This window comes from Rahnella sp. ATs2 (assembly GCF_051851855.1).
Classification (GTDB): Bacteria; Pseudomonadota; Gammaproteobacteria; order Enterobacterales; family Enterobacteriaceae; genus Rahnella; species Rahnella variigena.
The window spans coordinates 22597-46794 of sequence record NZ_JBLYPL010000020.1 but is presented as its reverse complement, the minus strand read 5'-3'; the positions used below and the strand labels follow the sequence as shown (position 1 = coordinate 46794).

Annotated in this window: 16 protein-coding genes; 3 read left to right on the top strand and 13 right to left on the bottom strand. The window is 52.1% G+C overall.

What is annotated here, in order from left to right:
* The first annotated feature begins 69 nt into the window (after positions 1-69).
* Entirely contained in the window at positions 70-1551 is a 1482-nt protein-coding gene (gene amyA / locus ACJY2G_RS19820; protein WP_439292022.1) for an alpha-amylase, read from the top strand.
* A 45-nt stretch (positions 1552-1596) separates the two neighbouring features.
* Here the strand turns inward: amyA and ACJY2G_RS19815 are convergent, their stop codons facing one another.
* From ACJY2G_RS19815 to ACJY2G_RS19805, 3 genes are read right to left on the bottom strand one after another with little or no spacing between them, the layout of a single operon-like run.
* A complete protein-coding gene (locus ACJY2G_RS19815) occupies positions 1597-2919 on the bottom strand; it encodes a hypothetical protein (RefSeq protein ID WP_439292021.1) in 1323 nt (440 codons plus the stop codon).
* Positions 2916-4178 (bottom strand): hypothetical protein, encoded by a 1263-nt coding sequence (locus ACJY2G_RS19810; protein WP_439292020.1) that lies wholly within the window; start codon positions 4176-4178, stop codon positions 2916-2918. The genes ACJY2G_RS19815 and ACJY2G_RS19810 overlap by 4 nt, the downstream gene beginning before the upstream one ends.
* A gap of 4 nt (positions 4179-4182) precedes the next feature.
* Positions 4183-5868, bottom strand: coding sequence for an Hsp70 family protein (locus tag ACJY2G_RS19805; protein ID WP_430320678.1), 1686 nt, complete (start codon positions 5866-5868; stop codon positions 4183-4185).
* 383 nt (positions 5869-6251) lie between these two features.
* On the opposite strand from ACJY2G_RS19805, the gene ACJY2G_RS19800 reads away from it, so the two are divergent.
* A complete protein-coding gene (locus tag ACJY2G_RS19800; RefSeq protein WP_113878166.1) occupies positions 6252-6857 on the top strand; it encodes a helix-turn-helix domain-containing protein in 606 nt (201 codons plus the stop codon).
* A gap of 91 nt (positions 6858-6948) precedes the next feature.
* On the opposite strand, the gene fbaB is transcribed toward ACJY2G_RS19800, so the two are convergent.
* The 10 genes from fbaB to ACJY2G_RS19750 all read right to left on the bottom strand — a co-directional run bounded on the left by fbaB (position 6949) and on the right by ACJY2G_RS19750 (position 22857).
* The gene (gene fbaB / locus ACJY2G_RS19795; protein ID WP_439292019.1) at positions 6949-7998 is read right to left on the bottom strand and encodes a class I fructose-bisphosphate aldolase; all 1050 of its coding nucleotides are present in this window, start codon (positions 7996-7998) and stop codon (positions 6949-6951) included.
* 252 nt (positions 7999-8250) lie between these two features.
* Positions 8251-10644: a virulence factor SrfC family protein gene (locus tag ACJY2G_RS19790; protein WP_439292018.1), complete on the bottom strand. Its 2394-nt coding sequence runs from the start codon at positions 10642-10644 to the stop codon at positions 8251-8253.
* A complete protein-coding gene (locus ACJY2G_RS19785; protein ID WP_439292017.1) occupies positions 10641-13613 on the bottom strand; it encodes a virulence factor SrfB in 2973 nt (990 codons plus the stop codon). Before ACJY2G_RS19785 ends, ACJY2G_RS19790 begins: the two co-directional genes overlap by 4 nt.
* 4 nt (positions 13614-13617) lie before the next feature.
* Positions 13618-15000 (bottom strand): SrfA family protein, encoded by a 1383-nt coding sequence (locus ACJY2G_RS19780; RefSeq protein ID WP_120163584.1) that lies wholly within the window; start codon positions 14998-15000, stop codon positions 13618-13620.
* Between the two features lie 198 nt (positions 15001-15198).
* Positions 15199-16254: a hypothetical protein gene (locus tag ACJY2G_RS19775; protein ID WP_439292016.1), complete on the bottom strand. Its 1056-nt coding sequence runs from the start codon at positions 16252-16254 to the stop codon at positions 15199-15201.
* Between the two features lie 345 nt (positions 16255-16599).
* Positions 16600-17655, bottom strand: a complete 1056-nt coding sequence (locus tag ACJY2G_RS19770) for a hypothetical protein (protein WP_439292015.1) — start codon at positions 17653-17655, stop codon at positions 16600-16602.
* A 221-nt stretch (positions 17656-17876) separates the two neighbouring features.
* Positions 17877-18770, bottom strand: a complete 894-nt coding sequence (locus tag ACJY2G_RS19765) for a dihydrodipicolinate synthase family protein (protein ID WP_439292014.1) — start codon at positions 18768-18770, stop codon at positions 17877-17879.
* A 50-nt stretch (positions 18771-18820) separates the two neighbouring features.
* Positions 18821-20266, bottom strand: coding sequence for an MFS transporter (locus tag ACJY2G_RS19760; RefSeq protein ID WP_439292013.1), 1446 nt, complete (start codon positions 20264-20266; stop codon positions 18821-18823).
* Positions 20267-20532: 266 nt separating this feature from the next.
* Entirely contained in the window at positions 20533-21780 is a 1248-nt protein-coding gene (locus ACJY2G_RS19755; RefSeq protein ID WP_439292012.1) for an LVIVD repeat-containing protein, read from the bottom strand.
* A 9-nt stretch (positions 21781-21789) separates the two neighbouring features.
* The gene (locus tag ACJY2G_RS19750; protein WP_439292011.1) at positions 21790-22857 is read right to left on the bottom strand and encodes a sugar ABC transporter substrate-binding protein; all 1068 of its coding nucleotides are present in this window, start codon (positions 22855-22857) and stop codon (positions 21790-21792) included.
* 221 nt (positions 22858-23078) lie between these two features.
* Between ACJY2G_RS19750 and ACJY2G_RS19745 the strand changes: the two genes are divergently transcribed.
* Positions 23079-24161, top strand: coding sequence for an oxidoreductase (locus ACJY2G_RS19745; RefSeq protein WP_439292010.1), 1083 nt, complete (start codon positions 23079-23081; stop codon positions 24159-24161).
* The last annotated feature ends 37 nt before the right edge of the window (positions 24162-24198 follow it).

Genomic DNA, 24198 nt, shown 5'->3' with positions numbered 1-24198 from the left:
GCTCCGCGCCGCATTTTTTCCATTCCTGCTCCATACTTCATTTCCCGGTCATCTGAATGGAAAGCCTGTATGCAGAATCCTACGTTGTTTCAGTTCTTTCACTGGTATTACCCGAACGGTGGACAACTCTGGCCGGAAGTGGCCGAAAAGGCCGCATGGCTGGCCGAAACCGGTATCACCGCCGCGTGGCTCCCGCCTGCTTATAAAGGGGATTCCGGCGGTTACTCGGTTGGTTATGACACCTACGATTTGTTCGATTTGGGTGAGTTTGACCAGAAGGGAAGCCGCGCAACAAAATACGGCGACAAAGAGGGTTTACTCGCCGCCATCAACGCACTGAAGTCTAACGGAATGGGCGTGATCCTTGATGTGGTGCTCAATCATAAAATGGGTGCGGATGAGAAAGAACGCGTGCAGGTAAACCGCGTCAATATCGATAATCGTGAAGAAATCAGTGACGACATCATTGAGGCCGATGCCTGGACGCGCTTTATATTCGCTGCCCGCAACGGCCAGTATTCGAAATTCATCTGGGATTTTCACTGCTTCAGCGGCGTCGATCATATCGAAAATCCTGACGAGAATGGCATCTTCAAAATCATCAACGATTACACCGGTGGCGGCTGGAACGATCAGGTGGATGACGAATTCGGTAACTACGATTATCTGATGGGCGCCAATGTCGATTTTCGCAACAACGCGGTCAGCGAAGAGCTTAAATACTGGGCACGCTGGCTTCTTGAACAGACCGGCTGCACCGGATTCCGTCTGGATGCGGTTAAGCACATACCGGCATGGTTTTATAAAGACTGGATCGATCATGTCCAGAATGAGGCTGAAGAACCGATTTATATCGTGGCTGAATACTGGTCGCACGATGTGCCGACGCTGCAAAATTATATTGAGCAGGTCGAAGGCAAAACCATGCTTTTCGATGCGCCGTTGCAGCTGAATTTTCATCACGCTTCAAAGCAAGGCGCAGATTACAACCTGAGCCAGATTTTCGACAATACGCTGGTAGCAGCCGATCCGGCACATGCCGTCACGCTGGTGGCAAACCACGATACTCAGCCGTTGCAGTCACTGGAAGCGCCTATTGAACCCTGGTTCAAACCGCTGGCCTATGCGCTGATCTTGCTGCGTGAACAGGGCGTGCCGATCGTCTTTTATCCGGACTTGTGCGGTGCGAATTACGAAGATGAAGGCGATGACGGCAACAGCTACACCATCGACATGCCGGTGATCCCTGGACTCGAAACGCTGATCAAGGCGCGGCAAACCCACGCATGGGGCGTTCAGACCGATTATTTTGATCACCCGAACTGTCTGGCCTTCAGCCGCAGCGGTACCGCCGAGCATCCGGGCTGTGTCGTCGTGATGTCAAACAGTGAAGCCGGGGAAAAAGCCATCGAAATGGGTGATAATTTCGGCCATAAAAAATGGCATGACCTGCTGGGTAACCGCGAAGATATCATCGAAACTGACGAAAAAGGATCGGCAGTATTCTTCTGCGCCGGGGGCAGTGTCAGTGTCTGGGTGCTGACAGAATAAGTGTCCGGGCGGGCTTGCTTATCAAAAGCAGCCCGCCCGCAATAACTAACGGAAGCCGAAAGCGATCAGCAGAGAATACATTGCCAGCAGCAAAATGAAGGCCACAACACCCACCACTCCTGAGGCTTTTTTCATACACTCCCAGGGGAAAATCACTAAAATAATCATCGAGTTTAATGGAACGCCATACCACTTCCAGTGTTTTGGCGCCATCATCCATAGCACGCAAAAACTGCTGGCACTGAGTACCGCGTAATTGGTGACGGCCATAGCCAGGTTTCCCGTTTCAGGCTTAAACATCGTGAAAAAGCCCAACATTATCTTCACGATAATACCGACCGACAGCAGCGAGAACGCGCACACCGTGCCACACAATATTCGCGGCCACTTACGGAGTTTTTGTTCAAGAAAACTGTAGCCGTGAATATACAAGCCAATGATGGCAATGAGTATGATACGTGACCGCCAGGGATCCGGATGTTCGCGTGTCGCCAGCATGATGAGCAACAGCCAGAAGCCCGTCAGAAATACCGTTCCCCAGCGCAAAACCACTCGGGTTTCAGACAACGTTTTCAGTAAAACTGAATTTAAACGCGGCAACAGTGCAGGATAATAAGTCCTGATGTCTCTGAGCTTGTCGTGCAGCGATGTCATAAAATCTGGCACCAGTCTGGCCCACCACGGCAACGTAGCGCCTTCAACGGTCAGAAGTCTCAGGCGCAAACGGTTAAGCGCTGAATTCTGATACTCCCGTTCCATGTGCGACCAGTAATAGTTTGCACCGGTCATTTCAACCTGATGCTGAAGTGCCGCCAGCCGGTATGGGGAAATACCTTCCGGCTGATAATGATCAATATCCCAACCCATGACCTCTGAAACACGAATAAGCAGGGCCGAATTCAGTCCCTCGCGCTCACTCAGTTGCGCAGCCAGTTCCTGACTGAATACTTCCCGCAGACGCAGATTTTGTAAAAGCCCGCCGGATAGCGCGGATTTCAGCAGGCTCAGGCCTTCGGTTTCATCGTCCATCATGACATCAATGATTTCTGTCACCGGCTTTAACGCCTCTAATTCCTGCTCCAGCGCATCATCAATATCTGGCGTGAGTTCTTTTAAAGGCTCAATGTGAACCGGCGTCGGTAAGGTGAAAGAAGGGGATTCATCGACAATCTCCGTGACAACGTCACTCTGCAAAGAGCGCGCCGCATAACCCTTCGCCTGCTCGAACGCCTCCCTCAGCCGCTGATAGCCTTCCGGATCTTGATCTGGCCGCGTGGTTTTCAATTTCCGGGCGTAAGCGCGTTTGATGATGCTCAGATCATCAGTAGGTTCGATGTCTAAGACTGACCAGAGGTGTGGGTTGTTCATGCCACCGCCCAGGTCACTAGCCACGAATAGAGGAATAACATCACGGCACAAATGACAATGCGCCATACCACCCCCGTTTTTTTTGCCTGCTGCCAGGGGAATATGACAAATGCGGTCAGGCTATTGCTGATAAGGTTGTACCAGCGCCAGTATCGCGGACAAATTGCCCATATGAGGAAAAGTACGAAAGCGGTAAGCATGCCAAAAAGTGCAGGACCACGGCCCGGGTCGTCGTACATAAAATGCAGTTGCCCATAAAGGCCGCTGAAAATTTTAGCAAACACGGCCAAAATGAGAAGCGAAAGCAGAGTTTCGTATATCGCCACAACGTGCTGAGAATGTCTGAATTTGCGCTGTAGCTCGCTTTTACACCACGTACAGACAAGGAGAACGCAAATAATAATCGACATATCGCGCAGCGGATGTTCGTCGTGGCGAATTCCAATAGCGATCGCCATTCCCCAGAACACGATAAAAAATGCTGTACTCCAGTCCAGTTCTAAACGCAGCCCGGATAATGTTTTAAATAGCTGAGGATTTACTCGCTCCAGCAAGACAGGATGGTACGCGCTGATTTCCTCTACAGTCTGGCGTAGCTTGCCGACATAACCGGGAATTAACCTTGCCATAAAAGGCAGCTTTTTGCCCTCAACGCTCAAAAGCTCAAATCGTTCATGTTCCTGCATGGACTTCTCGGGTTTATTGACGAGGGAGTCCCAGTATTGCGAAGCCTCTGTGTTCTCCGCCTGTGCGTAAATCGCCCATAACTGGTCCGCTGAAATCCCTTCAGGTCTGAAATTCTCGATTTCCCATCCCATCATGGCAGCCACATTGATTAACATTGAACGGGTAACGCCTTTACGTTTACCCAATTCTTCTGCCAAAAAATGGCTGAACATTTCGCGGGCGTGAATATTTTCCAGCGGACCGTCAAACAAACAGGTGTATAGCCTTTCAAAACCGGCGGTGGCATCGGCTAGCAGCAAAGTCACAATTTCATCGACCTGATTGAGGACCTGCTGTTGTGAAACCGGCTCATTGTATTCAGCCTTCACCACGTCGATGAAAGCACGGTCTTGGGGAGGATTTAAATCCGCGGAATGGGAAATATCCTTCGCCTGCTCGAACGCCTCCCTCAGCCGCTGATAGCCTACCGGATCTTGATCTGGCCGCGTGGTTTTCAATTTCCGGGCGTAAGCGCGTTTGATAATACTCAGATCATCAGTAGGTTCGATGTCTAAGACTGACCAGATGCCCATCCGTTTACTCCCATTCCCTGCGCAGATACGCGATCAGTTCCTCGATTTCCTTGCGCGCTGCAGCGATCTGGCGGGCATCCTGCGTATCAAGAATTCGTTCAAACTGGTACAGGTGATCGGCAATATATTGTCGCTGTTCACCAAGGCTCTGCTCATAATACGCATTCGCTTCGGCCACCAGTTGCCGGTTAACCAGTTGTTCACGCGGATGCTGTTTGATGGCATCGAGTTTTCGCAAGCTTTCAGTAATTTGCTCGGGTGTCAGGCTGCCCGGCGCTTTTTCTATGACCAGTTTTTCGCTCAGGCCCGTTCTGTTGATCTTGCACTCCACCTCCAGAATACCATCCAGAGTGTAAGTGAAACGGACGTCAGCGCTGGCCTCACCGGCAGGGAGAGGAGGAACATCAACTCTGAGCATGCCGAGCAGTACGTTATCGGAAACAAGCCGGGACTCTCCCTGATAAACGCAGATATCCAGATGTTTCTGTTGGTCAAACACCGTCATGATGGTTTCGACCCGGCTCACTGGCACAAAACTGTTGCGCTCGATCAGCGGCAGGAAATGGCCATCTTCATAACCTTCGCCCTTGCGACGCGAAGTAGCGATACCGAGTGTAAATGGCATCACGTCAGTGAGAACAATATCGTCGAGTGCCTGATCCTGAAGCACCAGTCCGGCCTGAATACCGGCCCCGATTGCAATGGCTTCATCGGGTTGCAACTCAATGCGTGGGAAGCGCCCGAACAGACGAGCTACCGCCTGACGTACCAGCGGCATCCTCGTGGCACCACCAACCAGCACGATGTGATCCATTTCATCGGCCGAGAATCTGGCATCACGCAGTGCCTGCATCACCGGCTTTTTCATCCGCTCCAGCGTGCTTTCGCAGCACTGCAACAGAATGTCGGTAGTGAGGTTCCAGCTAAGAGTTTCAGCCTGCCACTGGTATTGCAGCGTGGTGCTCTCTTCAGTCGTCAGCTGGCACTTGGCTTTTTCAGCCAGTGTCAGTAATTGTCCGAACAATGCGGTATTTTCTTTATCCAGACGGGGATATTGGCTCAACATCCAGCTGGCAAGACTGCGCGTGAAATCATCACCGCCAAGGAAGACATCGCCGCTGCTGGCGCGGACTTCGATCACGCCTTCAAACATATCGATGATCGAGACATCAAAAGTGCCGCCGCCCAGGTCAAACACCAGAAATTTATGTTCCTGCTGATTTGCCAGTCCGTAAGCCAGCGATGCGGCGGTCGGCTCGTTGAGCAAACGTTCAACATGCAGCCCTGCGAGTTCACCCGCAGCCCTGACCGCGTTACGCTGTACATCGTTGAAGTAAGCAGGGACGGTGATGATGGCGCGGTCACACTTGCAGCCACAGTGCTGTTCCACGTCTGCTTTCAGGCTACGCAGAAGCAGGGCGGACAGTTCTTCAGCACGAAAATGCTGGTTACCCAGTCGGAATGAATGATCCGTTCCCATGAAACGTTTAAAACTGGCGAGGGTAAGTTCCGGATGAGTAAATAAGCGTGCATGTGCGGGGGCCCCGACCAGCATATGCCCGTCATCGTCTATCCCGACCACCGAAGGGGTCAGGTTTTTTCCATAGACATTGGGAACCAGCAGAGACTGACCGTCCTGCCATATCGAAACAGCACAGTTTGAAGTACCTAAATCTATCCCTATCAACATCCGTATGCCCCCTGAGACAGTCGGAGAAACAACCGTGAGAATTTTGATCGGCTGAATGCAGAAAATATAGTGAACATTCTAGCGTTACTGCTTTGATGTTCCGATAAAATTTTTGAATTTTGTTTAATCAGATTAAGCGGCAGGCGAAGCGAGTCATTAACCACCCCTCATGGGATTATCTTTATCCGAGGTTATTACAGAAAAGGAGTATCCGTAAGATACAATTCACTCATTGAACAGGGAAATTTTAAAATCAACAGTTTTTATGGTGTAAAAGTAGACTCGAAAAATGTTGAGCACTACCCGTAACTGAGTAATATCAGCCGCAAGCCTGCAAGAGGATAACAGGCGCTATTTATTATCTTAATAAGCTGAAGCCCGTCATGTTAAATATTATTTTTGATGATCCGAATGCAGCATATCGTTATGGTATGGAGAATTTCCTTACGCAGATATTTTCTCTGGAAAAGAAAATCCCTGTACAGATATCTGATCTGACTGAAGAAAACATTCCTGCTGCGAACATTATCGTTAAAAGATTCAGCGCTGGCGAAAGTACTATTTGCCAGCCACTATTTCAGCAACGCACTCCGCACAGTTTGATTATTGCCGTGTACGACTGCCGGACAGTGCCGTTCGTCACAGACCTGCCGTTGTGTATTACTAACATTATTTTTATTAACCGTAAGAGCTCTCTTGAACACATCAGAAAACGGGTGATCAGCGGCTGGGCGAACCACACGACGGGTATTCCTGACCAGTTGCCACGTGATTGTGCCAACTGCAAGCAACCAGAGTTGTCTGCAAAAGAGGCCAGAGTTGCAACGCTGATCCACGCGGGTAATGATGTGGGGCATATTGCCAAAAAATTGCAGATAGCAGAGAAGTCCGTCAGCGTGCATAAAAGAAAAATCATGGCTAAATTCAATCTGCTATCGGATTCGGAATTACTCAGTTGTCTGAAATTAATTAAAAACAAAATATTCTGAGATGATGCCTGAAAAAGCCGGAAGAAACCTTCCGGCCAACATACATATATTACTACACTTATACTTCTAAACTTACATTGCTAAAATAGCATCAGGCAATAGTGACTTTCTTATCCAGATAAACATCCTGTACAGCGTTTATCAGAGAAACGCCTTCTTTCATAGATTTCTTAAAGGCCTTGCGCCCCAGAATCAGGCCCATGCCACCCGCACGTTTATTGATAACTGCCGTACGGACCGATTCCTGGATATCATTTTCACCGGCCGCACCGCCGGAATTAATTAAACCTGCACGCCCCATATAACAGTTAGCCAGCTGATAACGTACCAGATCGATGGGGTGATCGGTGGTCAGTTTGGAATACACGCGCTCATCGGTATAACCGAATTTCACCGCTGTATAGCCGCCGTTATTTTCCGCCATTTTCTGTTTCACGATATCCGCGCCAATGGTCGCAGCCAGATGGTTGGCTTGTCCGGTCAAATCGGCGCTGGAATGATAATCCTTGCCGTCTTTCACAAACGCCGGATTACGCAGATACGCCCACAAAACAGTGACCATTCCCAGTTCATGCGCACGCTCGAAAGCGGCTGAAATTTCTTCAATCTGGCGGCGAGATTGTTCCGAGCCAAAATAAATCGTCGCACCGACTGCCTGCGCACCAAGATTAAATGCCTGTTCCACGCTGGCATACAGCGTCTGGTCGTATTGCGTCGGATAGCTCAGGGTTTCGTTATGATTCAGCTTGACCAGGAATGGAATTTTGTGGGCATAGCGGCGTGAAACTGACGCTAAGACACCGTATGTGGATGCCACACAGTTACAGCCGGCTTCAATTGCCAGTTCGACAATATTTTTAGGATCGAAGTAGAGGGGATTCGCGGCAAAAGAAGCGCCTGCGGAGTGCTCGACGCCCTGATCCACCGGCAAAATGGACAGATAACCCGTTTTGGCTAAGCGTCCGGTGTTATACAAGTTTTGCATTGCGGTAAGCACGCGGGGAGAGCGGTTATTGTCGATCATTACACGGTCAACAAAATCGCTCCCGGGAAGATAAAGCTGATCGGCGGTGATGGTGGAACATTGATGCTGCAGCAGTGAATCAGCTTCTTTGCCGAGTAACATAGCGATATCAGTCATATGGACTCCTTTTCGGCTCTTTGCGAACGCTCAGAGCAGTGAATGAAATTTCCTGACCCCATACTTATAGTCGCCTTACCGGCATTTTGTGTAACTCAGATTGCGCTTTTGCGGCAGTCGATCACTCTGCGCTTACTCCCTCGTCATAGAATTTTGTGCTTTCAGTTGGTTTGCAGAAGAACGCCTGGCAGCCCACTTAAGGTGAGAATTAATACCAAAACCCGGAACACCACGCTGGTGTCCCGGGTTTTTTCAGCTTGCGACTCTCAACACCTTCAACAACCGCGCCAGACTGTCGCGTTGCGTTGCCGGGATTTCACCGCCCGCTGCGTAACCTGCATTACGCATGATGCTTTCCTGCAAACCCACCAGCCAGTCGTAGATATAAAACGCGGTGGAATTGGTCGGGGTAGCCGATAGTTTAGTCAGGCGCTGGGATGACTTCCAGCTGGCGACGCTTTTCTTCGGTTTGGCGAAAATCTTGTGGCCTTTGTTAATACGGCTTTCCGGACGCTCAGCTTCCGGTTGTTTTTCAAAACCCAGCCACGCCACAAAATCACCCAGCACGGTCAGCGCACGGGAAACCTGCCGGTCGGCATGATGATCATGTTCACGCGCGCCTGCCGGTAATGTGCTGCCCAGAGACCGCACCAGCGCTTCGCCCATATTAAGTCGGAAACTGGCGGTGATCAGCTCTTCCATCAGCAATTCAACCGTCGGTTTCGCCACGCCAAGCAAGGCGATCAAGGGTTCGTTTTCCGGCAGGCTGCGCAGATGGTTGATCCAGTAACGCTGTACCTGACGGGCAAAGGCGGTGCCGTCATCCGGTTTAGCCTGCCAGACTGGCGCGTCCTGTTGTTCAGCGAACAGATCAATATCAATGCCAATACCAAAACTCTCTGCACCGTTTTGATCCTGAGCGCCGGAATCCACTGGCTGGCCGGTATGTTCCAGATAAATACGGTGCAGCTCGTCGCGGCCAGGCAACAGCTTTTCCAGTAGTTCGCCATGAACACCGGTGCGGGTTTGCAGCGCTTTAATCACTGTTTGTACCGTGCGCTGTTTCTGCAACGGGTCAGCCGCTTCGCCTTCCTGATACCAGCGACCCAGCAGGTTATCCGCCAGTTCACGATGCAGTTCATCGCGCAATTCACTCAGACGGTTGAGACGCACATCAGGACGAATTTCAGCCACCAGATAATCCGCCATGCGTTGCAGACCCCGCTCGTCCATCGCCAGCAACGCGCCCCAGGCATCGCCCGGATTGCCGACATGACGCTGGACGGCCTCGTCGAAATGCACAGACTGCGTCATCCGCCGGTCGAACGGGGTCAGCACCCACACCAGCCCCGGTTTGCGGCGACTGCGCACCTGTGTGTTTTCGCCGTGCATCTCTTTCACCCAGTGCTCAAGCGTCCGGCCCACAGCGACCACATCATCGCGTTTATCCGCAGCGGTGCAAACCATCAGCATATTCATCTCATGGCGGTCGGTGTAACGTTCCGGCAGATAAGCGACTTTGGCACGAAACAGCGGGCTGATATCATCACCGCCATCATCGTCCATTTCATCGTCCTCAGCGCTGCCGTAGCCCGGTAAATCCAGCAAATCAAACTGTTCGAATAAGGCCTCGTGTGGCGGCGAAAGCAGGGGGATTTGCACTTCTGCGGCCAGCAAGGTCAGCTCTTCAAGTGACAACGTCACCGGTGCTGTGCTCGTACCTTCAACTTCGGGGCAGACGGAAATCTCAATGTCAAAGGCCGGAGACTGACTGAAAATCCCATCAGCCGGTTGCATCGCGTCATCAACCAGCACGCTGAGCGGAGCCAGCAGACTTTTTGCGCCACCCAGATGTTGCAGCGTATGCGCGTAATGACGGTAAGCCGTGGTCAGCGCGGGCACGTTGTCCCACAGTATGGAAAACAAACGCGCACGGTCATCGACATTCAGATACGGCGCGAGATTTACCGCGACCGGCCAGAAGTGCGCATTGAGGTGGCGAAAACGACGGGCATCCAGCCGAATCATAGAATCCCATAATCCCATAATCTGCTCGCTGCTGAAGCCTTCAACCGGCTCCGGCTGGCGATGCATCATCAGCTTATTCAGATGCTCGGTGATCTGCTGCGTATCCGGCACGTGATAATGACTGTCCGGCTGGAAGGCGCGGATAACAATGCGGGCCAGATCTGGCTCATTGAGTAACAACACGCGTACCGGGAAAGCCCGGTCGCGCACATCAGACTGACGGGTGAAGCGGGTGGCAAGGCGTGCAGTGCGGCTGCCTGGATTAATTTGCGTCAGATAATCCAGCGTGACGCCGCCCAGACGGATTTCCAGCCGGCCATAATTCCCCGCTGCCAGCGAGCAGATCAGATAGGATTTTCCCGCCTGAGAATGACCGTAAAAGCCCAGCGCGGGCGGCAGTTCGCAGGCCAGTGCCAGACGCTGCGCTTTATCGCGGCAGCGTTTTAGCTGCAAATTCAGCCGGTCAGCTTCAAGATCTAAACGCGGTGCCTGAGCGCGGGTGTGTTCCACCCAGTTCAGCGCGTCACCGATGGTGTCAGACGCGGCGGCAAACTGACGTTGCAGCACATTTGTAGTCACTGCCTGTGCCGGGATTGTTGCTGTTGTGCGGGTTGTCATGAGACGAATACGCTCCCACTGTCGATCCAGTAATGGCTTTCGCCCAGTGTATTTAGCCGCAGACGCAGGTGATGAACGGGCACTTTGGTGCCGTTATCCAGCACTGCGCTGGCAATATCAAAAAATTCAGGCGTCGGGTGGTCTTCGCCTTTTTTCACCGCCAGTTTCACCCGCAGCACACTGTCACCGGCCACTTTACGCGCCAGTTCAGGTTCGGCAATTGAAAGGGTATACAGCGGTGACGCAGGCCAGCGGTCATTTTCCAGCTGACGGAAGCCCAGACAAATGGCACCACGAATACGGAAACTGGCCGCGCTGTCGAGTTTGTAATCATGGGCATCGAGGTCAATATCGCTGTAACAGACGTTCTCGTCGGTCAGCGCCTGATTGCCATCGAGCATGCCCAGATAACGTACCGTCGAATAAGGCTGGAAATCACCGGCTTTGAAATAGAAGCCCGGCAGACGCAGATCCAGCGCCAGCAGACACAGCATTGCGCCCACGGCGGCGGTAGATTTCGGGTTGTCGATACGACCGAGTTTGTTAAACGGATACCAGCCGCTGGTGTGATAACCGTCAAGCGATAACATGCGGTTGATTGGCAGCGGTTGCAGGTGACGGAACAATGCCTGAATCCCCGGGAAGCGCGAAGGGCGGCCGGTCAGCAGCAGGACATCGCAATCATGCAACGACACCACTTCACACAGTGAACGCAGATTCTGAGTAATACTCATCCGGTTTGATAAAAATTCACCGTGCAGCTTGCTGAGCTTGAGCACCAGCGGTGTCTGCAAAATATCAAAGACCGCGGAACCGGCAGGCAGCACGCGCTGGATTTCAGTATGAAGATAATCAAGCACTTTTTGCGTCGGTAGCTGTTCCAGCAACTCACCAAACGGTGCGTCAATTTCCGCGTGAGTGTCCAGCGGGTCAAAACGTTCATACACTTCCAGCACCGCATGGGCCAGCGGAATGAAAATTTGCAACGTGCTTTGCTGGCGCAGCGTTGCGTGCCCGTCCATGCGACCTTCGCTGCCGAACAGACGCGTCATCAGCCCATCAGGATTCGCCAGACCGGCCTTTTTCAGTGCCGCATGAAGCGCTGGCAAAATGTAGAGCTGAATGACGTCGAGCAGAATATCGTCGCCCGCCACTTTGAAGCCTTCGCGGAACAGCAGACGCGGGGTAATTTTGACGTTATTCCCCATACCGTCATCCAGCCAGTATTGGGTAATCGCCAGATCGGTAGTGCCGCCACCGATATCAATGGAGGCGATGCGCAGGGTTTTGCCAACCGGTTCGTCATCCGCCAGTTCGCGGTCAGGACGCGCCATGCTGGCAAAAAATTCACCGGTATGTCCGCCGAAGTTCACCTGCGTTTCGTTATACAGATACACCATCTGGCCGCAGGTGGCTTCGTCCCATTCCATCTGCACATCCGGCACCGGCATCAGGCTTTTCGCCTTGTCAGCCGGATGTTTAAAACCGTCATCAGACGGATGCCAGCCCATCGATTTCCACACCAGACCAATCGCTTCCTGCATACGGCGGCGGAAGATTTCGCGCTCCGGTTTAGGCATCGCCGAAGGCAGAGTAAGAATGATATTGCGTAACTGACGCGGGGCGGAAGATCGCAGCATTTTGGTTCGCTGAGCCGGGCTGTTTATTTGCATCAGCGCCTGCGCCAGCAGTTCGGACAACATCAGCGTCATCACAGAACTGCGACTGTAGTGCGCCGAAAACACCGGAAGACGATCTTCAACGGGCAAATCAGACAGCGGCTGGCCTTCATCGTTAATCAGAAACGTCAGCGGCATGGCCGCCGCGACCGGTTCAGTGATCGCGCCGTGCCCGCCCTGACTGAAACGCCAGCCAGGCGTATAACTGTCTTCATCCCACAGATAGCGGCGCGGGCTGGAAATCCCGGTTGATCCTTCGGTGCCTTCGCGCAGTAAAGCCAGACGACTGGCTTCGCGACCGGCACGCAAAATCGACGGCCAGATAAACGCATCCTCCCGGCCACTTTCGGCAGAAAAGTTAGGTTTGCCGAAGCGCGCCTGAGCAAATTCCACGCGGCTTTCGAACAGTTCGTTATAGAGAAAATGCGGCTGAGAAAGGTCGCGCAGTTGCAGTTCGCTGGTCTGCTTCAGACCGTCAGTTTCGCCGACGTGATCTTCAACCAGAATGCCGCAGGTATGCGAGTTACCAACATCCAGAATCAGGTCCACGTTGATGGACGGTTCCTGCAAGGTGGCACCGCTGATTTTAAGCTCAGGAATACCCAGCTGACTGCCGAGCATTTCCAGTAAATTCAGGTAGTGCGCCTGATATTCAAACTCGCGCAGGGCAACTTTGATGTTGCGTGCCTCACGCTGTTCGCGAATGGCGGATTGTTCGGTAAACACTTCACGCAGCCAGCCGTCAACCCAGGTCTGGTCAAGGAATTCCGGCAGTTCGTCGTTATGCCAGGCCAGCGCAAAACTGATGCCGTTTTTCACATCATCAGGCGTCGGGGCGAGCTGAGTTTGTTCATCATCGCCTTCCACCACACGGGTATCAAAAGCAATCACCACGCGGTGCGTGCTGCCGTCCGCTTCCGGCGTATCCAGCTGACGGATTTGCACCCGCGCCCAGTTATCCGGGCCTGCCATAAAGGTGCGCGGAGGATTAAAGCGCAGGAAAGGCAGCGGTAGCCAGATTTGATCGAGCAATTTAAGCGACTGTTCCAGCGGAAAACTGAACTCCGGACGCACGACTTCCGGCGCGCCGCCGTCGGTTGCCGGTAAAAAGTGTCGGCCATTTTGCGGATTATAATCCAGACGCAACAGCGGGCCGTTAGCACTTTTACGCACAAATTTGGCAGGCAGTTCGAGGTCCCAAACCGGCTTAAGCGCGAAGTCGAGGAACTGGATGCCGCTGTCCCGGATCAGAGTAATTTTTTGTTTAAAATCAGTAATGGTTGCCAGCATGGTCTTATTTACCTTCGCGCTTAATCGTCATTGGGTAAACCGTGTCGCCGTTATAACGGCCCTGACACACGGCAGCGCCAGTCGCGCCCTGGGTACAACTGATTTCCGGCATCTGATATCGGGAGCCGTCACTGCATTTCGCTCTGTAACGGGTATTGATCACCAGATTCCCTGACTGCATCAGCCCGGCATTAACCGGCGCGCGACAGGTAACCCCGGCACCATAGGTAATTTTCACCGTGCCCTGACCCTGTTTGAACTGATAACGCAGCACCGGCGGCTTGCCGGTAACCGGATCTTTGATTTCAACGATGCCATTCCAGTTACCGTTGAGGAATTTCGTCGAACCGATTTTTACCGCATCCGGCGGAAGTACCAGCGCATTTTTGCTGACTGGCGCTGGGGCAGGTTCTGCTACCACCGGCGTTTTCTCGACTTCCGCGACCGGCTCTGGCGCAGGCACCACTACAGCAGCAGGCACGGCTTCCGGGGCTTTCATTTCTGATGCTTTTACTTCCGGGGCTATCACTTCGGATGTTTTCACTTCCGGTGCCTTCGCGGGTTCAGCAACTGGTGGCGGGGCGATCACCGCAGGTTCGGCTGCCGGAGCAGGTTTCCGGGTTTCGGTTTGAGCTGTCTCTGCTTTCGGCGCAGGGGTGCGCGAATACAACCAGCCCGCTGCCGAACCGGCCACAACCAGCGCCGCCACCGGCAGTGCCCAGATCAGCGGCGATATTTTACGGCGCGGTGCAGCCACCGGTTCAGGCGTGACGGCCTCCTGTTCTGCGGCGCGCGCCTCAATGGTTTTTATCACACGCACAGGCGCTTCAGGTGCGATAACCGGTTCAGGCGTTTTGACTTTTTCAGCAGCCAGAGAAAGTGAAGGCAACGGTTCGTCAGCTTTGAGCGTGTCGCGCAAGGCGGCAAAAGGTTCGGCACTGGCGGTGCTGTCGAGGCTGACAAAGCCCCAGAACGTCAGAACAGGCTGGCCGCCGACCAGATAAACGTGGTTCTGATCCGGAAACCGAAAGGCTTTTTCCAGCAGCGCACCAAAAAACTGACTGGCTGATTTTTCAGAGGATTTAGCGGCTTTACTGATTTGCGATACCACATCGAGGCAGTTTTCGAGCTGCCGTAAGGCCGAGGCACGCGCCGCGTCAGTTGCAGCTGCCCAGGAAACCACTTTGCCTTCGCGAGGGGAATACCAGTCGAGACGGTCACCGGCCTCATTAAGTTGAGGAATAGCCAGACAATCCGCGATTGCAGGTTGTTTACGCAGGCGTAAGGTTTCCCGTAATTGCAGGGCTGATGCGTATACCGGCTGCCCGTTTTCGCCCAGCGCAAGGATGTCGTTGAGACTGCCACTGCGTAAAAATGATTTTGCCACGCCTGAATAGCCTTTAGTGGTTTTGCACCGCGCCAGCGCGCAGGCAGAAAAGGTTCATGATGCTGCCACCTTAAGCGATTTAAGCGAAATCAAACGGGGGAATAAGGGTCAAAAAGGGTGGCTGTTTGTTGCGTGACATAAAAGCGGCGGCATCCTCCGCGGGAGGGTGTCGCCGTAAAAATAGCGGGGAATGGCAAATTATCTCAGGAGATCGCGGGAGGCATGTAAAGCCGCCACATATTCCTGCAATTCCGCACCACGGTTTTTGAGCCGCATCTGGCTCTCAATGCTGGCGATAACATTAAGATGAGGTGAACGGATATTGATGATTTCGTGCACGGAATGATAGCCGCCCCCGACAAAAAGGGCGATAGCGGACAGGGTTATCTGATCGAGCTGAGACTGACTCAGTTTATCGTCCAGAACATCTGCCGCCGTAAATAAACAGGCGGTGCTGCCGGAGATAGAAGCAAGCAAAGGATTATCACGATCAAACATGCGTTCCACAAATGCCGGACTGCCGTCTGCAAGTTTATGACTGATACGGGTACGAAAAAGCGGTCTGTTTTTCGTCAGTCCGTTAATGGTTAATATTTTTTGCAGTTTCGGATCAAGCTGACTGAAGACGTCTTTGTCAAGAATACCGATATCTTCACAATAGGTATTCGACATCACGCCGCTGCGTCCCCTCACGGTGAACAGACTGTCAGGCCTGTTTCTTTGCACTATTTTTACTACCGGCGGAACATTATCTTTAAACAGAAATGCATATTTCCCCGCATCATTAATGGCATGATTGATGATAAATTCACCCATAGCCTTAACTAGCAGTATTTTTTTGGCGAAAATTTCTGCTGAATATTCTGATGACAAAAGGATAGAAGTAATATCCTTATTAAATACCCTTGCAAACTGGCCAGTAGCATCTACATTTTCTACAACTTCCTTTGCAAAAAAGTTAAATGCTTCAGAGCCGTTATTTTTTAACCAGATCTTCGCAAACTTAGCGCAAAGAATATAAATCGTCTCACCAAAAACAGAGGCATTCCTGAGAATAACGGCAGCAGCCCAGGATTCCTGAACCGTTTTCTCTATATTGTTGAAATTGCGATCGTGTACCAACTTTCCCTGAAACTCATAAGTATGGCTTAACTTTTTTTTCGTGCTGGTGAGTTGAGCAAGTTGTTTGTTTTTCAATCTGTATATAAATAAATCATCTTTGGACTGGGATCCATTTCTTGCCTGTGGCAGCATAAATTTCCTTATTAATTAAAAGAATCACTTCTGCAAAAATCATACTTCATTTTTTGGCAGTGGAGTCTAACACAAGGAAATAACCAAACGGATTTAATCGTTAGTTTAGGTTTATTAATAAACTTAATGAATAATAGAAATGGGAAATATCTATTAATAAGATAAATGGTTCTGCTTTGCCGACAGGCGCTGGAATTAAAAGTCAAGATGCTGCCATCCTGAGCAATTTCAGCGCAATCAAAGGGATGGTAATCCACAAAAAGGGTGACTGTCGATGCCATGACGTAAAAGCGGCAGCATCCTCACAGAGCAGGACGCTGCCGGCAAAAAAAGCGGGTGAATAAATTATCTGAGCCGGTCACAAGCATCATGTAAAGCCGCGATATATTCCTGCAATTCTGCGCTACAATTTTTTAGCCGCATCTGGCTTTCAATGCTGGCGATAACATTAAGGTGTGGTGAACGGATATTAATGACTTCGTGCATAGCGTGATAGCCGCCCCCGACAATCAGGGCGATAGCGGAAAGGGTTAACTGATCAAGCTGAGACTGGCTCAGTTTATCGTCAAGAATTTCTGCTGCAATAAATATGTCTGCGGTACTGCCGGAGATAGAGGCGAGCAAAGGGTTATCGCGGTCAAACTGACGTTCCACAAATGCGCGACTGCCATCAGCCAGTTTGTGACTGATCCGGGTACGAAAAAGCGGCCGGATTTTCGTCAGTCCGTTAATGGTTAATATTTTTTGCAGTTTTGGGTCAAGCTGATCGAAGGTGGCTTTATCAAGAATACCGATGTCTTCACGATAAGTTTTCGATAGCACGCCGCTGCGCCCCCTGACAGTGAACAGACTGTCCGGCCTGTTCCTTTGTTTTATTTTTTCCACCGGTGAGGCATTATTTTTAAACAGAAACGCATATTTATCCGCATCATGAATCGCATGATCGATGATAAACGTCCCCATCGATTTAAGTAACTGTATTTTTCTGACGAACATTTCTGCTGAATATTCTGCGGACAACAGAACAGAGGTGATATCCTGTCTGGATATCCTTGCAAACTGACCATCGATATCAACATCTTCTTCAACTTTCTTTTTAAAAAAAGCAAACTCTTCAGAGTTATTATTTTCTGACCATATGCTCTTTAACTTACCGCAGAGTTTATAAATCGTTTCGCCGAAGACATTGGCATTCCTCAGAATAACAGCAGCAGCCCAGGACTCCTGAACGGTTTTCTCTATGTTATTGAAATTACGATCGTGCGCCAACTTATTTTGAAACTCGTACGTATGGCTGGTATTTTTTATTGTCCGGGTGAGTTTCGCGAGTTGTTTGTTTTTAAGTCTTTGAAGAAAGAGGTCATCTTTGGACTGATGCCTATTTTTTACCTGTGTCAGCATAAATATCCTTATTTTTAAATAATCACATCGACGAAAGTTGAGACTTCATTTTTAGGCAACCCAGTCTAACACAGGGTGAAAGGCAAAAAGAGGAACTTTCTATGTGACAGAGCTTAATAAACATGATGAATAATAGTAATGCCATCTATTTATAAAATAAATCACTCTCACCTGCTGCGCAGATGAAATAAATATCGGCGGGAATATTTCCGCCGATAATATCAGGCTCGCAAATTAAGCGCTTCAATAACACGTTCCAGTCGCTGGCGTTGATCACCGGTAACAGACTGAAGCGGTAACGGCAGACATGGGGCAGAAACCAGGCCGAGAATTTCCGCTGCGGCAGCGACAACGCGCAGGCTTCCGTGCTGGCGGAACATTTCCCATAACGGTTCAAGTTGTGCCGATAAAGCCTGAGCAGTCTGAGTATCCCCGTTTTGTGCTGCACGTGTGATGGCCACCGGAATTTCCGGGAACAATCCGGCAATAACCGAATACCAGACATCGCCGCCCTGTGTCAGAACCGTGGCAGCAGCCAGATCACCCGCCGCGCCGAGCGTCACATGCGCCGGAACCAACGGACGAAGCGCCGCCAGACGTTTTTGCGTGGCAACAGGGTCAGCAGATAACCCGGGGATTTTGATACTGGCAACATGCGGCAGTTGCGCGATACGCCCGTAAAGTTCATCGGTGAAATCAAAATGCGTTGTGGCCGGATTATCGTAAACGCACAAAGGCACCGAAAGATGACGGGTCACCGTTTCATACAACATGAAGACTTCATCACTGGTGAGTTTCTGATACGACACAGGTGCCAGTAATACAGCACTCACACCCGCCCGCTGGGCATCTTCCGCAAGGTGCAGCACGTCAGAGGTACGCACTGAACCGATACTGACCATGACGGGAATACCCTCAGCGTGTTCTACCGCCAGCCGGGCAACGCGGTCACGCTCACTGTGTTTCAGATAAGCATAACTGCCCGTCGAGCCCAGTGCGCCGATGGAATCCACACCCGCACTCACCAGACGCGACATTAGCCTGACAAAAGATTTCTCATCAATGCCTTTATCCGTCAGCGGGGTGAGAGGAAAAGCACTTAATCCTGTGAACATCGGGAACTCCCAAAGGGGTTAATTAACAAGACTCAGCATAGAGCAGCGATTTACTTTTTGCCCGATACCGATGAACCGGCATCCGGTTTCAGGCGCAACATATCCAGCCAGCCAATCAGGGTCAGCACCGCGATAACAATAAAGGCCACTTTGAAACTCATGCCGGGAACAGACTCCCAGTGCAACATATCCACCAGTTGTTCACCCAGGCGCGTACCGAGCGCACCGACCGTGATCCCAAGCCCGACCGACAGTTGCAGCACCGTGCTGAACAGCGTATTAGCATCGGCCATTTGTTTTGCAGGCACATCAGAAAAGGCCAGCGTACTGATGCCGGTAAACTGCATTGAACGGCTAAGGCCGCCGAGAAACAGCAATAACATCACCAGCCAGTCCGGCGTGCCCGGCGTCAGAAACGCGCAGAACAGCAATGAGAAAACGCTCAGCAGGCCATTCACCACCAGCACAGGACGGAAGCCGAAACGGCGGATCAGCGGCGTGGTCGCCGGTTTCATCGCCAGATTACCGGCAAACACCGCCAGCACCAGTAAACCGGCATGGAACGGATCCATACCAAATCCGACCTGTAACATCAGCGGCAGCAGGAACGGCACCGCGCTGATGGTCACGCGAAACAACGAACCTCCGCCCATACTGATACGAAATGTCGGGATCACCATCGCCCCCAGATGCACCATCGGCGCGGGGTCGCGGTAAAGATGACAGACAGCCAGCACCGAAAGCACCACACCCGCGACCAGTAACAGCCCGGCGGTAGTCCACAAAATATGATCCTGACTGATCAGCTCCAGACCGGTGACCAGCGAAAGCATCGCCATCCCGGTGAGCAGGAACCCCGGTTTGTCGAAATGTTTGGGTTCATCGGAAGGTGCCTGAGGAAACAGACGCCACGCCAGCATCATCGCAATAATTCCGAGCGGCACATTGATATAGAAAATCCAGTGCCATGAGGCGTAATGGGTAATGAACCCACCGAGCGGCGGCCCGAGGATCGGCGCCACCAGCGCAGGCCAGGTCAGCGTGGCGATAGCTTTGATTAACTGTGGTTTTGGCGTAGTTTTCAGCACCGTGAGACGCCCGACCGGCACCATCAGCGCACCGCCAATACCCTGAATAATACGCAGAATGATAAATTCACTGACGCTGGTCGCCATGGCACAAAACAGCGAAGCCAGCGTAAATACGGCGAGGGCAAAGGTGAATACGTTGCGGGCACCAAAACGTTCCGCTGCCCAGCCACTGGCGGGGATAAGTACCGCCAGCGTCAGCATATACGCACTCATCCCGGCATTGAGATCGACCGCTGATACGCCGAAAGAAATCGCCATTTGCGGCAGCGCGGTGGCAATCACCGTCCCGTCGATAAACTCCATAAAGAAAGCAGCAGCAACCAATAAAGCAATAACGGAGATCCCGTTACTGGCAGCGGTTTCTCCCTGCGGATGTTCTGACGCATCCGATTTAGTGTGGCTCATTGTCTTCTGTCCCGGAAAAACAGCATCGCTGCAGAACGCAGCAAAAGATAGATGATAAGTATTAAACCTATCACACACCTTTGGCTGGGTTATAGATCGCATGAGGATCAAAAAGAGCGATTTCCTGTCATCGCAGCACAGTGAAGAACCCGCCCTGCAACTTAGGGCTGGTACTCAGTCCGGGAAAAAAGCTGGCGGCAAAAGCAAAAACGCCCGCACCTGAAGCCAAATAGATTCAATCCACTAAGCCAGGCGCGGGCAGGGCGTCAGCCAAGATATTCGATGACTGATAAACCACCGTTGTAGTCGGTGCTGTAGATAATGCCTTGAGCATCGACAAACACGTCGCAGGATTGAATCACCTGCGGCCTGCCCGGACGTTTATCCATCATGCTTGCTGGTGCCGCGGGCACCAGCGCACCGGTTTCTTTTGGCTGATACGGATTGCTGATGTCGTACGCACGCACTCCGGCATTCTGATAGGTGGCGAAAATCAGCGTCGAACTGACAAAGCTACCGGGCCTGTTTTCATGCAGATTATGCGGCCCGAAATGCGCGCCCTTGCTGACGTAATCCCGTTCCTCCGGTTGCGGGAAAGTCGAAATACTCACCGGATTCGACGGCTCGCGCACATCAAATACCCAGATCAGCTTCTCGCCATCTTCCTGATTATCCAGCACCGCTTCATCGAGCACGACCAGCAGATCCCGGTCCGGCAACGGCAGCGCGGTATGCGTGCCGCCGCCAAATGGCGGGCTCCAGTTACGGTGTGAAATGAGCTGCGGCGCGCTGCGGTCTTTGATATCCAGCAGTGTCAGGCCGCCATCGCGCCAGCTGGCATAGGCGGTATCACCGCTGATGATCGCGTGATGCAACGCGTAGCGTTTACCTTCCGGCCAGTCCGGCGTTTCACCGCCAGCGGTGTGCATTCCGGGCAACCACCAGCGACCGGCAACCTGAGGATTGCGCGGGTCGGCCAGATCAATGGTCAGGAAAATGTAATCGCTGTAGCCGTCAATCAGCGCGGACACATACGCCCAGCGCCCGCCGACGTACCAGATACGATGCACACCGATCCCTTCCAGCCCGAGAAAGCCGATCTCTTTTGGCTGATCGGGCAGCGAAATATCAAAGATACGCACACCGGCACTCCAGCCACGCTGTTGCGTGCCTTGCACTGTCTCGCTGACGGAGCGGGTGTAATAGACTTTTTCATCGGCAAAACGCACGTCGGCGAACAAATCCCGCGCGTTGATCACCAGCAGTAAATCGTCGTGCGCCTGTAAATGCACGTTCCAGGTACCCGGAGGCGCAGCGACAAAACCGGCAGGGCGCGGATTTTTAGGGTCGCGGACATCCACAATGGAAAAGCCCTGCGACACCATATGACCGATATAGGCATAACCACGGTGAACCATGACCTGCACGCCGTCAGGTTTTCCGCCCTGATCGCTGTGGCCGATCAGCCGCATATTGCGGCTGTATTCCGGCGTGGGGAGAGAATGTGTAGTCATCTTCAGGCCTTATTTTTTGTGCTGTGCTTCAAGCGTGGCGAACCACGGCGCAATAAAATCATCGGATTTACCCCAGCCCGGGATCACGTTCGCCAGCGACGCGACATTTACCGCGTCAGGATTGCTGACCAGCAGCGCCTGCGGAATGGCTGCGGCTTTGAATTCATAGCTGGCAGGCGTTTTCTCACCGGCAATTTTATTAGCAACCAGACGCAGGTTGATCGCCCCAATCAGTTTCGGATCGACCGCCACGCTGACTTTCCACGGGCTGTTGGCTTCGCGCATCAAACCAATATCCTGATTGGAAATATCAATGCTGTAGAGTTTGATTTCGGTACGGCCATTCTCCTGCAAGGCTTTGTACGCGCCCTGACTGAACGCATCCCAGGTTCCCCAGATAGCATCGATTTTGCCTTTCGGGTATTTCGCCAGCAGCGCGCCGACTTTGTTTGCGGTATCCCCCTGAACGTCAGAAGACACCGCGCCGACGGATTCCAGCTCATGAATGCCCGGATTGGCGGCTAAGATTTTTTTATACGCGTCCTGACGACGTTCCATTGGCGGGAAACCGGCGACCCAAAGTTTGACGATATTGGCTTTGCCGTTGAAATCCTTGATCAGCTGACCGACGGAAAGATCGGTGAGCGACGCATCGTCCTGCTGGGTGACGGTCACACCGGGAATGTCGCCGTTGACCGCCGTATCAAACACTGAAACGGCAATGCCGCTGGCGGTGATGCGTTTGAGCAGTTCGGTTGAATAGGGATCGCGCCCTTGCGACAAAATAATGCCATCGTATTTCTGGCTGATCGCCTGATTCACAAAGTCCTGGAATTTGGCGTCATCGCCGTTACTGAGAAATGTATTCACCTGAAAGCCCAGCTTGCGGCCTTCCTGAATTGCGCCGGAGACAAACTGCGTAGTGTTGTCGTCTGAGCCCAGATTGCGGATCACCGCAATGCGTACCGGCCCTTTATGATCGCTGATGGCTTTCGGTACAGGCGCCGTGCCGGCGGCAAAAGAAGGGAAAATGGAGAGCAAACTTAACGCCAGTAACGACGAGGAAAACAGTTTCATGGTTATTACCCTGTGTGGTTAATCATCATTTTAACGGGAGGACAATTCATGACAGGCCTTGTACAGGCTCTTATATTGAGTTAATGAATTGATTGCCCGAGTTTTGATGACCCGCGAATGAATGGCAACGAACGAAAAGGCATAAGTTAATGCCAAAGATTATTAGCCATCCGGATGTCCGGGCGTAGGATGATAACAGCTTCTAAATTAAGGATTTCCCCATGAGTGAGACAGATATCCGCGTGGTCACCGGCCCCGCCAGTTATTTTTCGTTCCCCGGAGCTATCGAACGGCTGAGCGACTTCTACACACCGGCGCAACTGGATAACGCGCTGTGGATTTACGGCGAGCGTGCCTTAGTGGCTGCACAGGATTTCCTGCCGGAAGCCTTTACCGCTTCGCAGGCCAGGCGGGTTCTGTTTAAAGCGCATTGCAGCGAAACCGAAGTGCGGCGTATTGCGGATATTGGCGGGAATGACCGTCAGGTAGTGATCGGCATTGGCGGCGGTGCAGTGCTGGATACTGCGAAAGTCGTGGCGCGACGTCTCGGATTGCCGGTTGTCGCTATCCCGACCATTGCCGCGACCTGTGCCGCCTGGACGCCGCTTTCTGTTTGGTACAACGATGAGGGGCAGGCGCTGCGTTATGAAATCTTTAACGACGCTAACCATCTGGTTTTGGTCGAGCCACGCATTATTCTGCGTGCGCCCAAGGAATATCTGCTGGCCGGTATCGGCGATACGCTGGCGAAATGGTACGAAGCCGTGGTGCTCAGCCCGCAGCCGGAAAAACTGCCCTTAACCGTTCAGCTCGGCCTGAATACTGCGCTGACCATTCGGGATGTGTTGCTCAATGAAAGCGAAGCGGCGTTGCAGGCGCAGGATGATAATCAGCTGACGCAGTCGTTCCTTAACGTTCTGGACGCGATTATCGCGGGCGGGGGATTAGTCGGCGGGCTTGGCGACCGTTATACGCGTATCGCGGCGGCGCATTCGGTCCACAACGGCCTGACCGCATTGCCGCAAACCGATGCGTTTCTGCACGGCACGAAAGTGGCGTATGGCATTCTGGTGCAAAGCGCGTTGCTCAATCAGCCGCAAGTAGTTCAGCAGTTAACCGCACTGTACAAAGTGCTGGATTTGCCGGTCAGTCTGGCGCAATTGCAGGTGGATATTCACGATGAACGGCAGATGTCGCGCCTGATTGAACGCACATTACAGGCCGGAGAATCCATTCATCTGTTGCCCGGACACCCTGACGCCGAACAACTGCGACTGGCATTTGAATTTGTAGAGAATAAATAGTCATGCGCTAATTTATTCTATTCATGTTTTTGTATTC

Excerpts from the sequence above, each read along its gene's own strand:
- ACJY2G_RS19765 (WP_439292014.1), bottom strand. The coding sequence starts at position 18,770 with ATGTTCACAGGATTAAGTGCTTTTCCTCTCACCCCGCTGACGGATAAA.
- ACJY2G_RS19815 (WP_439292021.1), bottom strand. The coding sequence starts at position 2,919 with ATGAACAACCCACACCTCTGGTCAGTCTTAGACATCGAACCTACTGAT.
- ACJY2G_RS19805 (WP_430320678.1), bottom strand. The coding sequence starts at position 5,868 with ATGTTGATAGGGATAGATTTAGGTACTTCAAACTGTGCTGTTTCGATA.
- ACJY2G_RS19755 (WP_439292012.1), bottom strand. The coding sequence starts at position 21,780 with ATGACTACACATTCTCTCCCCACGCCGGAATACAGCCGCAATATGCGG.
- fbaB (WP_439292019.1), bottom strand. The coding sequence starts at position 7,998 with ATGACTGATATCGCTATGTTACTCGGCAAAGAAGCTGATTCACTGCTG.
- ACJY2G_RS19745 (WP_439292010.1), top strand. The coding sequence starts at position 23,079 with ATGAGTGAGACAGATATCCGCGTGGTCACCGGCCCCGCCAGTTATTTT.
- ACJY2G_RS19775 (WP_439292016.1), bottom strand. The coding sequence starts at position 16,254 with ATGCTGCCACAGGCAAGAAATGGATCCCAGTCCAAAGATGATTTATTT.
- ACJY2G_RS19760 (WP_439292013.1), bottom strand. The coding sequence starts at position 20,266 with ATGAGCCACACTAAATCGGATGCGTCAGAACATCCGCAGGGAGAAACC.
- ACJY2G_RS19790 (WP_439292018.1), bottom strand. The coding sequence starts at position 10,644 with ATGACAACCCGCACAACAGCAACAATCCCGGCACAGGCAGTGACTACA.
- amyA (WP_439292022.1), top strand. The coding sequence starts at position 70 with ATGCAGAATCCTACGTTGTTTCAGTTCTTTCACTGGTATTACCCGAAC.
- ACJY2G_RS19785 (WP_439292017.1), bottom strand. The coding sequence starts at position 13,613 with ATGCTGGCAACCATTACTGATTTTAAACAAAAAATTACTCTGATCCGG.
- ACJY2G_RS19800 (WP_113878166.1), top strand. The coding sequence starts at position 6,252 with ATGTTAAATATTATTTTTGATGATCCGAATGCAGCATATCGTTATGGT.
- ACJY2G_RS19750 (WP_439292011.1), bottom strand. The coding sequence starts at position 22,857 with ATGAAACTGTTTTCCTCGTCGTTACTGGCGTTAAGTTTGCTCTCCATT.
- ACJY2G_RS19810 (WP_439292020.1), bottom strand. The coding sequence starts at position 4,178 with ATGGGCATCTGGTCAGTCTTAGACATCGAACCTACTGATGATCTGAGT.
- ACJY2G_RS19770 (WP_439292015.1), bottom strand. The coding sequence starts at position 17,655 with ATGCTGACACAGGTAAAAAATAGGCATCAGTCCAAAGATGACCTCTTT.